The organism is Kouleothrix sp. 19917, assembly GCF_057073505.1.
The window spans coordinates 2,569,954-2,582,173 of record NZ_CP097099.1; the positions used below are offsets into that span (position 1 = coordinate 2,569,954).

General features: G+C 63.5%; 5 protein-coding genes. 2 read left to right on the forward strand and 3 right to left on the reverse strand.

The window, feature by feature from the left end; translation table 11 throughout:
- The first annotated feature begins 112 nt into the window (after nt 1-112).
- Both M1P90_RS10480 and M1P90_RS10485 read left to right on the forward strand, forming a co-directional pair.
- Complete coding sequence (locus M1P90_RS10480; RefSeq protein WP_483702564.1) at nt 113-4,138, forward strand: AAA-like domain-containing protein; 4,026 nt, start codon at nt 113-115, stop codon at nt 4,136-4,138.
- A gap of 261 nt (nt 4,139-4,399) precedes the next feature.
- Nucleotides 4,400-8,434, forward strand: a complete 4,035-nt coding sequence (locus M1P90_RS10485; RefSeq protein WP_483702565.1) for an AAA-like domain-containing protein — start codon at nt 4,400-4,402, stop codon at nt 8,432-8,434.
- Between the two features lie 3 nt (nt 8,435-8,437).
- Here the strand turns inward: M1P90_RS10485 and M1P90_RS10490 are convergent, their stop codons facing one another.
- The 3 genes from M1P90_RS10490 to M1P90_RS10500 all read right to left on the reverse strand — a co-directional run bounded on the left by M1P90_RS10490 (nt 8,438) and on the right by M1P90_RS10500 (nt 12,209).
- A complete protein-coding gene (locus tag M1P90_RS10490) occupies nt 8,438-10,276 on the reverse strand; it encodes a hypothetical protein (RefSeq protein WP_483702566.1) in 1,839 nt (612 codons plus the stop codon).
- A 186-nt stretch (nt 10,277-10,462) separates the two neighbouring features.
- Entirely contained in the window at nt 10,463-10,981 is a 519-nt protein-coding gene (locus M1P90_RS10495) for a hypothetical protein (protein WP_483702567.1), read from the reverse strand.
- Between the two features lie 157 nt (nt 10,982-11,138).
- On the reverse strand, nt 11,139-12,209 hold the full coding sequence (locus M1P90_RS10500) for a class I SAM-dependent methyltransferase (protein WP_483702568.1): 1,071 nt from the start codon (nt 12,207-12,209) through the stop codon (nt 11,139-11,141).
- Nucleotides 12,210-12,220: the final 11 nt, after the last annotated feature.

A 12,220-nucleotide genomic window follows, 5' to 3' on the forward strand; every position in this document is an offset into this window, starting at 1 on the left:
ATATAGTGTCTATAATCTGCGTAATCTGCGTAATCGGCGGATGAATTTTGTTACTTTGACCTGACGCTGACTTCTGACTCCTGACTTCTGACTCCTGCGAAAAGGCCAAGCCATGAGCGAGCCGAGCGATTTCTTTGTGGTTGGCGGCACCCTGCGCGTGCAATCTTCTTCCTACGTCACGCGCCCGGCCGACCAGGAGCTGTATAGCCATGTCGTGGCCGGCGAGTTCTGCTATGTGCTCACCTCGCGCCAGATGGGCAAATCCAGCCTTATGGTTCGCACCGCGCGCCAGCTCGAGGCCGAAGGCGTTCGCACCGTCATTATCGACCTGACCAGCATTGGCACGGTGTCGGTCGACGACTGGTACCTCGGCCTGCTCAGCCGCATCTGCTCCAGCCTGCGCATCCCGGTCGAGCCAGCCGCGTGGTGGGCCGAGCACCAGCAGCTCAGCCCCTCGCAGCGCTTTATGGAGTTTCTGCGCGATGTCGCGCTGGCCGAAACGCACGCGCCAATTGTCATTTTCATCGACGAGATCGACACCACGCTCAATCTCGATTTCCGCGACGACTTCTTTGCCGCGATTCGCGCGATGTACAACGAGCGCGCCAGCACGCCCGAGTATCAGCAGATCACCTTTGTGCTGCTGGGCGTCGCCACGCCGACCGACCTGATTCAGGACCGCGACCGCACGCCCTTCAACGTTGGGCGGCAGATCGTGCTGCGCGAGTTTCGCTACGACGATGCCGCGCCCCTGCGCGATGGCCTGAATGCCGCTGCCGGGCATGCGCGCCCCGAAAACGCGAGCGCCTTCGACCGCGAGTACGCGCCCAATGAGTCGCTGGGCGATACGATCCTGCGCGCGATTTTCGCCTGGACAGCCGGCCACCCCTACCTGACGCAGAAACTTTGCCAGCTCGTTGCCGCCAGCGCGCCCGCGAGCTGGAGTGCAGAAACGGTCGATGCACTGGTGCAAGAGCACTTCCTCGCCAAAGACGCGCCCGACGACAACCTGAAGTTTGTGCAAAATCGCATTCAGGCCAGCCCAGTTGGCGAACGGCGCAAAATGTTGCGCCTGTATCGGCGCATTCACGCCGGTGAGGCCGTTCCCGACGACGACCGCTCGCAAGAGCAAAATTACCTGGAACTGTACGGCCTGGTGCGCCCCGAAGGGCCAAACCTGCGCGTGCGCAACCAGATCTACCACCGCGTGTTCGACCAGCGCTGGGTCAAGGCAACCATGCCGCCGCTCGCCAGCCGCCGCACCGCCGCCGCGCTGAGCACATTTGCCGCAGTTGTGATGGTTGTGGCGACGGTGTATGTGTACAATCGCCCGACTCAGGCCGAAAACACGATGCAGAGCTACATCACGCAGTTTCGCAGCAGCACAAGCCCCGAAGTGCGTATGCAGGCGCTGGCCGGGCTGTTCACACTCCAGCAGGCACAGGCCAGCGCCGCTGTGGCCACAGCTCAGGCGGGCGGCAAGAACGCCGATGCCGGACAGAACGACCTGGCTGGCCAGGCGGCGCGCGAACTGTTCCTGAGCATTTCCAGCGATGGGCAACAGCAGATCTTCATCAATGGGCAGGATGGGCTGCGGAACGGAACTGAATTGGCGCTGATTGTGAAGGGGCTTGTTCCTGCGCTGAACACCGTGGCTCAGGTCGAAGATGACCCCAACGTGATTGAGACAATGGGCTCCGCGCTCTCACGCGTGTCGCCCAACGACACCGCGCTGGCCGACGGACTGAACAGCTGGTCGAAGGGGCGGCGCGCGGCCGCGAAGGGCAATTACCAGGAAGCGATCGACAGCTATAAGCAGGCTTTGCAAGCCACCGCCACGCCGCAGCAGAGCAACCCGGCACTGCACTACGACTGGGCACTGGCGCTCACCAAACTCGAACTCTACTCCGAGGCGCTAGGTGAATTCAACACCGTGATCACGCAGGCCAGCGCCGACCCAATCAGCCAGCCCGATGACGCTGGCCTCGCCGCGCTGGTCAGGCAGCCGAGCGCGCCGAACCGCTTTGTGAGCGCCAGGCGCGCCAAAAAGGTCGTCGAAGAGCAGCTGGCGCAGAACGCCAATTTGCTGGTGGCGCTGCAAGGCACGCCGGGCAAGTTCCCAACGCTGGATGCGGCGTATGGCACACTGCTGGCAAACCTGGCGGGCACGCAAGCCGCGCTAGAGCAGGCCGCTGCCGCAACTGGCGCTGCCGCCGCCCAGGCAACCGTGCAGGCGGTCGGCGGCGCAACCGCCACCGTGCTCGGGCAAACCGCGATCGCGCAGGCGGCTTCGGCAACCAGCGCGGCGGGCGCGACCGGCACCAGCCTGGCCGTTGCCGTCGCTGCAACGCTCACCCCCACGCGCACGCCGCGCCCAACCGCCGTGCTGGCAAACACCAGCGCGCTGCCAAACACGCCAACGGTGGCCAACAATGTCGTAGCGATTGATCAAACGGAGCAGGCAGGAACCGCCGCATCAGTTCAGATTGACGGCACAACCGCCACCGCGCGGGCAATTCAGGCGGCAACCGCCACGGCGCTCGGCAACGCAGCCGCCACGGGCACCGCCCAAGCCAGCCGCAGCTTAACGGCGACTGCGGCAAACGCGGCTGCGCAAACTGCCAATGCCGCTGCAACTGCTACCAGCCAGATGAGACAATTTCAAACCGAAGAGACGCTCTCAATGACGGCAAATGCCGCCACTGCCCAAGCCCTGCAAAACGCAACCGCAACCGCACAAGCGGCTCAGAATGCAACCCTTGCGGCACTTTCAACTGCGACAGCCCAAGCCCTGCAAACTGCCACGGCTCAAGCGCAGCAGAACGCAACCGCAACCGCACAAGCCATTGCACACCTTACGGCAACTGCCCAGGCGCAAACGATCTATGCCGCACCCAACGGAGGCGACACCAACGATTGCGGCGCGATTGGCTCGCCCTGCCAAACCATCGCCTTTGCGGTGGGCAAAGCTGGCGATGGGCAAGCGGTGCTGCTTGCGCCCGGAACCTACGCCGAGCGCCTCACCATCACACGAAACATCAGCATAATTGGCAGCGGCGCGGGCGTGACCATTATTGACGGCGGGCAGGCTGGCCGTGTCCTCACCGTTGCGCCCGGCGCGAATGTTTCGCTCGAATCGCTCACCATCCAGAATGGCGCAAGCGCGAACGGTGGCGGCATTCTCAACCGCGGCACGCTGAGAATCCAGAACAGCAGCATCCTCAACAATCGCGCCATTGGTGCCAATGGCCAGGGCGGCCCGATCTCCGGCCCACGGACCGGCGGCGCACCCGGCAATACAAACGGCTTTGGCGGCGGCATCTTCAACGCCGGCACGCTCACCCTCAACAGCACCACACTGAGCGGGAACATCGCCCTTGGCGGCAACGGCGGCAGCAACAGCAGCTTCGGCAGTGGCGGCGGCGGCGGCGGGGCTGGCTTTGGCGGCGCAATCTACAACGACGGCGCAGCACTCACCATCACAAACAGCACCTTTAGCGGCAACCAGGCCACCGGCGGCAGCGGCAACTACGGCGGCCCCGGCTTTGGCGGCGGTGGCGGCGGTGGTGGCGGAACCGGCGGCGCAGGCGGCGATGGTGGTGGTGGAAACGGCGGCAATGGCGCGTTTGGCGGCGGCGGTGGCGGCGCAGGCAGCGGAAGCGTGCGTGATGCGCCGGGTGGCGCGGGCGGCGCGGGCGGCTTTGGCGGCGGCGGTGGTGGCGGCGCAAATGCAAACGGCACAAGCGGGCCAGGCGGCTTTGGCGGCGGCGCGGGCGGCAAGGGCGGCGTGGGCGGTGGTGGTGGGGCAGGCGGCGGTGGCGCAGGCATGGGCGCGGCAATTTTCAACCGTGGCGGGCAGGTGAACGCCAGCGGCAGCACCTTTACCGGCAACCAGGCGACGGGCGGGAATGGGCTGGATGTGGTCAGCTGCGGCGGCGTGGCCGGAAATGGAGGTGACGGGCGGGGTGGGGCGATCTTCACGTATAACGGCAGCCTGGCGGACACTGGCAACTCGTTCGGCGGCAACCAGGTGAACGGCGGCGCGGGCGGCACAACCTACAACGGCAGCGATTGTGGCGGGCAGCTTGGGCAGCCCGGCACGGGGGCCGACCCTGATCGTGCCAGCTTCAATGGCTAGGACATTGCGTATTTCGCCAACGAGCACAGCTCGCGCGTATTGCTTGTGATGAGCAAGCCGATGAGTAGCGACAGCAGCTACTAGCACGGCTTGAAAAGCCCAACCTACGCACCAGAATCGTCAGCACCAGCAGGCCAACCTATACCATTGCTGATGGAGTTCTTCGCACCGTGTACGCGGCTGCGTCGCACGTTCGCTGCCCTTTGCGGGCCAGGGTCGTGCAACTCGTAACGTCGCACATGCAGCAATGAAGGGAAGGCCATGAGCGAGCCAAACGATTTCTTTGTGGCTGGCGGGACGATGCGCCCCCAGTCGCCCTCTTATATCACACGCCCGGCCGACCAGGAGCTATATCGCCATGCATTGGCCGGCGAGTTCTGCTATGTGCTGACGACGCGCCAGATGGGCAAATCCAGCCTGATGGTCCGCGCCGCCCGCCAGCTCGAAGCCGAAGGCGTCCGCACCGTCATTATCGACCTGACCAGCATTGGCACGGTGTCGGTGGATGACTGGTACCTTGGCCTGCTCAGCCGCATCTGTTCAAATGTACAGCTCTCGGTCAACCCCGCCCGATGGTGGGCCGAGCATCGGCAACTCGGCCACTCGCAGCGCTTTATCGAGTTTTTGCGCGATGTGGTGCTGGCTGAGATCGACGCGCCAATCGTCATTTTCATCGACGAGATCGATACCACGCTCAACCTCGATTTCCGCGACGACTTCTTCGCCGCCATTCGCGCAATGTACAACGAGCGCGCGATTGTACCCGAATATCAGCGCCTGACATTCGTGCTGCTTGGCGTTGCCACACCGATCGATTTGATTCAGGATCGCCACCGCACGCCATTCAATATTGGCCGCCAGATCGTGCTCGAAGAGTTCAGCTACGCCGATGCCGTTCCGCTTCGCCAGGGCTTAGAGCTTCATTATGCCCGGCAGAATAATGGTGCGTTCGAGCAAAGCACCCCAGATCCTGGCCGCGCCGAAAGCGCATCATCGTTTCACAAAGAGCTTGTTCCTGCACCGTCGCCAAGCGATACACTACTGCGCGCGATTTTCGGCTGGACGAGCGGCCACCCTTACCTGACCCAGAAATTATGCCAGCTGGTTGCTGCTACAGAACCGAGCCAATGGAATGAAACCGTCGTCGATGCACTGGTGCAAGATCATTTTCTGGCAAAAGATGCACCCGATGAAAATCTGAAATTCGTACAGAATCGTGTGCAATCCACCGAGCCAAGCCGGCGCTGGCGCATGCTGCGCTTGTATCAGCAGATTCACGCTGGTAAGATTGTGCCAGACGACGATCGTTCACATGAGCAAAACTACCTCGAATTATTTGGCCTTATACGCCTGGATGGACAGCAGCTGCGGGTGCGTAACCAGATTTACTCGCGTGTGTTCGACCAAAAGTGGATTAACGCAGCAAAACCCCCAATTTTCAGCTCGCAAATATTCGTGACATTCAGCATCGTTGCAGTATACGCCACGTTTATTCGCCAATTTGTGCTCCGCTTTTTGCCCTGGATCATGAGTTTGTTGGCTGCTCTCGCAGTAGGCGGCGCAGCAGCCATCATGTTCGCGAACCGCGATCAAACGGCCGAATCAGTCATTCCAACCCATCTCAACCAGTTTCGGAGCAACAGCAACCCCGAAGTTCGCTTTGCCGCGCTGACTGGCTTGTTCAAACTTCAACAAACCGGGCCTGATGCCACATTAACCACCGAACAGGCACGCAGCAATAGCAGCGCGGTGTATCAGAGCGCACCAGCGTGTCAGGCGGCCCGCCGGCTCTTTTTTGCCCTTCCACACGTTGAGCAACTTCAGCTCTTTCTGCAAACTCAACCCAATGCCCCCGACCTAACGCTGGTTGTAAGGGGACTTATTCCGGCGCTCAATACTGTGGATCAGAATGACAGCGACCCAGATGTGATAGAAGCCATGGGCACGGCGCTTTCACGCGTATCGGGCGCGGACACGACGCTTGCCGACGGACTAAAAAGCTGGTCAGTTGGGCGGCGCGCGGCCGCACAGGGGAACTACCCGGAAGCGATCAAGATCTACCAGAATGCTCTGCAAGGCATAGCCACACCCGAGCACAATAACCCGGCGCTGCACTACGACTGGGCGCTGGCGCTCGCCAACCTGAAGCTTTACTCTGAGGCGCTGCGTGAATTCAACATTGTGATTGCGCAGGCCGAAGCCGACCCAACGAGTAAGCCAGCCGATGTGATGCTGGCAAACCTGAAAGAGCAACTACCTGCTGCGCCGGCTCATTTTATCAATGCTAACAACGTGAAGGATCTGGTTGCGCGGCAGCTTAGCCAGAACAGTGGGTTGCTGGCAGCGTTACAGCGCACGCCTGGCAAGTTCCCGACGCTGGACGAAGCATATGGCGCGCTGCTCGCGAACCTGGCAGGAACACAAACTGCAGTGGCGCAGCAAGCTGCCGCAACTTCTGCCGCCGCAGCGCAGGCAACCGTGCAGGCAGTTGGTGGCGCAACGGCTACCACGCTCGGCCAAACGGCACTGGCGCAAGCGAGCGCAGCAACTAGCGCCGCCGAGGCAACCGGCACCAGCCTGGCTGTGGCTATCGCCGCCACGCCCATCCCTACGCAAACAAACGTGCCTAAAACGAAAACCCCGGCCGCCGGTGCCACGGCCAGCGCCACAGCCATCGTTGCTTCAGCGGCGACAGAATTTCCTTCGGACGAAGCAGCAACGCCCGAACCTGCTGCAACACCACCTACAAGAGCAACTGCTGACGAGGGAACACCGGAACAGCCAACCTTCAGCAGCACAGCGCCACCAATATCGCCTTTCCCAACCCAGATCCCGCCTACTTCTCGGCCAATCGCGACAGCTACATCCGCTATGCAGGTAACGCCAACTAGCACAGCGCCGGCTTCGACAGCAACACTTTCGCCAGAACTTCCTCAAACGCCCACACTTTCTGCCACGCCAACAAGCAAAGTAGCGCTCACCGCGACGCCCCAGCCCGCCGCAAGCCCAACAAGCGTAGTAGGCGGCACAAGCCCGCAGATCATTGTCGCACCGAGCGGGAACGACGCCAATGATTGCACGAGCTTCGCGACCGCATGCCAGACAATTAGCGCAGCGGTGAGTAAAACTATAAATGACCAGACGATATTGATTGAGCCTGGAACTTACGCCGAACGGCTGGTTATTTCGCACAACCTCAACCTTATTGGCACGAGTGCCGGCACAACCATTATTGATGGGGGACAAACCGGGACAGTGCTGACTATTGCGCCCGGGGCGAATGTCTCGCTTGAGTCGCTCACGGTCCAGAATGGCGTCAGCACGACTGGCGGCGGCATTCTTAACCGTGGCACGCTCACGATCAAAAACAGCAGCATCATCAACAATCGCGCCATTGGTGCCAATGGCCAGGGCGGCCCGATTTCCGGGCCACTGACTGGCGGCGCGCCCGGAAACGCGAATGGCTTTGGCGGTGGTATCTATAACGCCGGTACGCTTACGCTTGATGGCACCACAATGGGTGGGAACGTCGCGCTTGGCGGCAAGGGCGGCAGCAACAGCAGCTTCGGCAGCGGCGGTGGTGGTGGCGGGGCCGGCTTGGGCGGCGCAATCTTCAACGACGGCGCATCGCTCACGATCACGAACAGCACCTTCAGCACCAACCAGGCGACCGGCGGCAGCGGCAACTATGGCGGCCCCGGCTTTACTGGCGGTGGCGGCGGCGGCGGCGGAACCGGCGGTGCAGGTGGCAACGGTGGCGGGGCAAGTGGCAGCGCAGGAGCATTTGGCGGCGGCGGCGGCGGCGCGGGAAGTGGAAGCACGTTAGATGCTGCGGGTGGCATGGGTGGCACGGGTGGATTTGGCGGTGGCGGCGGCGGCGGCGCAAGCGCAAACGGGCCAAGCGGCGCAGGTGGATTTGGCGGCGGAGCCGGTGGTGCGGGCGGTAGTGGGGGCGGTGGCGCGGGTGGTGGTGGCGGTGGTGCGGGCGCGGCGATCTTCAACCGCGGCGGGCAACTCAACGTCAGCGGCAGCACTTTCACTGGCAATCAGGCAGTTGGCGGGAACGGGCTGGATGTGGCCAGCTGCAGCGGCGGCGTGGCCGGAAATGGAGGCGACGGGCGGGGTGGCGCGATCTTTAACTACAATGGCAGCCTGGCGGATAACGGCAACGCGTTTAGCGGCAACCAGGTAAGCGGCGGCGCGGGCGGCACAACCTACAACGGCAGCGATTGTGGCGGGCAGGCCGGGCAGCCTGGCGCTGGCGCAGATCCGGATATTGCCATCTTCAATGGCTAAGCGCTACTCCGCCGACGAGCGCAGCTCGCGCGCGTTGTCGATGATGATCAGCAGTCCGGTGAGTAATGCCAGCACCACCAGCACCGGCTTGAAGAACTCGACCAGCAGCACCAGCATGGTCAGCAGCGCCAGGCCGACCACAAAATTGCTGATGAAGTTCTGCACGCGCCGCTTGAACAGCGCCTCGAGGAAGGCGACAATGCCAAGCATCGACACCAGACCAATCCACCACTGGCGCGAGATCAGGCCGATCAGGATGGTCGCGATCAGCAGCACGCCCACGCTCAGCGCGCTCCACACTTCCGCAAAGCGCCCCAGGCGAATGTCGTCGGGGCTGGTGGGCAGCTGCGGCACGCGCAGGTGCGCGCGCGCCGGGCCGAAATCGCCGGCAGCCAGGCGCGCCGCTTTGCCGGTAAACTGCGCCAGCGACTGCTCGTTCATGGCCCGGCGCGCGCGCAGGCGGTTGCACTCGAGGGCGACGGCGCGGGCTTTGCGCAGCAGCTCGGTGGTGCGCTGGCGCATGTGCGGCAGGTGCTGAATCGCCTCGATCTCGGCTTCCAGCCCGGTTGCCAGCGCCACCTTCGCCTCGATCTGCTCCGACAGCTCGCTCTGCTCGTCGAGCAGGCGGCGGCGCTGCGCCAGCAGCGCGTCGAGCGCGCGCCCCGGCGGCGGCACTTTGTCGAGCCCGCACCAGCCCACCGCGTTGTACCACAGGCTGTTCACCGTGCCGTCGCGGTTGAACTTCGGGCGGGCCGGCGCATCCTCGCCTTCCAGCGGGTCGCCGGTGTGCAGCCCCCACAGGCCGCGAAAGCCATCCACCCAGGCGGGCGCGGGCTGCGCGTCGGTGGCTTGCAGCAGGCGCATGTCCCATTGCAGCGGCTGGCCCGCGCCAATCTTCAGGCCATCGCCGCGCGCATAATCGACAAAGGGAATGCGGATCGCGCCGGTTTCGCGCCACGCAATCGGGTCGCCACCCTGCCGCAGGCGCTCGCGCCAGAACGCGCGCACGCGCCGCCAGATCCGCAGTAGTGGCGCGCTGAATGGCACCTCAGCGGTGGGCAGGTACTCGCCACCAAAAAAGTAGTTCGCGTGCGCGCCAGCCGCCACAAACATCACCGGGTGCTCGCCAACTTTCTGGATGTCGGGGTCGTCCCAGCGGCGGCGCATGTCGTCGCCCTGAAACTCGTGCGAGGAATACGCCAGCCAGCACGGCTCCATGCTGCCGTCGTCCCCCTCGACCAGGTAGACCATCACGGGCTCCCAGTCGCCTTCGTGGTCGTTCACGCCATTAAAGGACGAGCGCCAGTCGTTGAAGGCGTAGAAATACCAGTATTGCAGCACCACATAGCCATGCTCGCGCACCACGCGGCCATAGTAGCAGAAGCGCGGGTCGTCGTGCTGCAACTGCTGGTATTCCAGCGCAGCGGCGGCAGCCGCGCCGCCCGGCACGCGCCCGCGCAGCAGCAGCGACACCGAAAACACCAGGTCGCCCAGGCGCGAAAGGATGCCAACCCGCGCCAGCCGCCCGCGCCCGGGCCGGAAATCGCGCAGCGTCGAGCGCTGATAGAACTGCTGAATCTCACGCGGCGGCAGCGGATCGACGAAGTGCAGATAATAGATCGCGCCGGGCACGTCGGGCCAGGGCTGGGTGAGCTTCGCCACCGTGAGCTTGCCACGCGGCACCAGCACGCGCACCGGCTCATTCGGGCGCTTCACGCACAGCGCGCAGCGCCGGATGTAGCGCTCGGCGTCCATGGGAAAGAACTGCTCGCCGTGGGTGAAATGCGCCACCGGCTCAAAGCGCCGCAGCAGTGCGATATCGGCTTCGCTGATCTCTTCCATACACACACAATTTATTGCAATGTCGGGCACGAGTGAGTTATGCGAAGATGACACAGATAAAGCAAGTCTTGCTAGAACCAAGAACCGAGAAACCGCCAGCGTAGCAGCGTGTTCTCTGTCTACAAGCCAAACATCATCTTCGTCATCTGCGTCATCTGTGGATTATATAGCTTGCTGGTTCGAGCGTTAGCTGCGCCGCGAGAGCGAGCGATGCTCGGGCGCCGGCTCTGGCTCTTCCCAGGTGTCGTGCGGGCGCGTGTTGTCGTTCGGGTCGTCGATCAGGCCCAGCGCCTGCTTGATCTCGCGCAGGTTCAGCAGGAAGCACAGCACGCCCGAGGCCAGCATCGCCCAGTAGATCGGCTCGCTCCGCCAGTAGTCGATCAGCAAAATCACCAGATGCACGCCCAGCCCGATGATCGCCATCAGCCAGGCCCAGCCGCGCGACTGCGCCAGGCCCACGCCGCCAATCAGCAGGATCAGGCCGATCAGCGCCTGCCCGCCCAGCAGCACCACATCCAGCTCGCGCACCTGCGCCAGCACATCGCGCAGCTCGGCGGTGCTTGTCTGAATGCTTTCGGGCCACACCAGCAGGGCCGAAAACAGCCCGCCGACGATCATGAGCGTCACGCCGTACACAATCAGCAGCGTGCCAACAATCGCCAGGCTGCGCGGGCGGCGCTGGGCGGTGCCTCTAAATCCGCGCACGGCATTCCTCTCTGATTACGACGACCGACCCTTCGATAAGCTCAGGGCAGGCGGCCAACTGCTGGCAACGGGTGCGCTGTATTGGTTATGACGAAAGACCAAGGACGAAAGACGAAGCGTGCCAATCGCAAATCGCAAATCGTCAATCGTAAATACGCTAGGGTTTTTCCACCACAATGAAGTAGCTGCCCGACTTCAGGCCGCCGAACAGCCACAGGTCCAGCTCCATCATCAGCGTCACCGCCATCAGCGCGTAGTAAGTCGGGCCGCGCCGGTCCAAGCGCGCGCGCATGCGCTGCCGGGCGCGGATCTCGCGGTGCGTGCCATCCGAAACAGTTGCAGCCGGCGCGGCGCTGGGCGTTTTCGCCTTCCCACGCCGGGCGCGGCCCAGCACCGCCTCGCCCAGCTTCATCAGCACATGCTCGACAAAGCTGGTGAACACACTGTTCCAGAACACGATCTTGACCGGGCGCAGGCCGGCCTGCTGCATGGCGTCGAGCACATCGTCCCAGGTGCGCAGCGCCTTGATGTGGTCGGATTTGCGGCGTGCCTGGCGCTCGAAGTCGTAGACGCCGGCGCGCACAAACGCGCGCCCAAGCTTGCGGCTGGCGTCGGTGAGGAACTGCAGCGACGATGGGTCGCTGGTGTTCGAGAAGGCGAAGAAGCGCCCGCCCGGCCGCAGGGTGCGCGCCGTTTCGGCCAGGTAGGCGTCAATCACGTCGCGTGGGAAGTGCTCTAGCACGTCGATCGAAAACGCCTTATCGATCGAGTTGTCGGCAAAGGGCAGGCGGCGCGAGTCGGCCTTGGCAAGCGCAACCTCTTCCAGCGCGGCGTCGGCAAACATCGTCGCCGGGTCGGAGCCGATCATCAGGCCCACGCGGTCGGCATTCCAGACGGCGTGCTTGGCGGTGCCGCAGCCGTTGTCCAGCACCACATCGTTGCGCTGCAAATCGAGCATGCGCACCAAGGCGCGGTTGCGCACGCCAGCGGCAAGCAGCGGCGGCGCAAGCTCGCGGTAGTCGAGCTCTTCGGCCAGCTCGGCTTCTTCGGCCACATATTTCGAAACATAGCCAAACTCCACGGCGCGCGGCATCAGGTCGATGTAGCCGCCGTGCACGGGGTAGTCGGTGCTGCAGCTGGCGCAGTGCACGCCCGCCGCCGTCACAATCAGGTCGCGCGCGTTGCAAGTGGGGCACTGCAGCAGGCGATACAGTTCGGTAGGAACCATTGTTCACTCTT

Bases quoted from the DNA above. Each gene is read 5' to 3' on its own strand.
- M1P90_RS10480 (WP_483702564.1), top strand. From the start codon at position 113: ATGAGCGAGCCGAGCGATTTCTTTGTGGTTGGCGGCACCCTGCGCGTG.
- M1P90_RS10485 (WP_483702565.1), top strand. From the start codon at position 4,400: ATGAGCGAGCCAAACGATTTCTTTGTGGCTGGCGGGACGATGCGCCCC.
- M1P90_RS10490 (WP_483702566.1), bottom strand. From the start codon at position 10,276: ATGGAAGAGATCAGCGAAGCCGATATCGCACTGCTGCGGCGCTTTGAG.
- M1P90_RS10500 (WP_483702568.1), bottom strand. From the start codon at position 12,209: ATGGTTCCTACCGAACTGTATCGCCTGCTGCAGTGCCCCACTTGCAAC.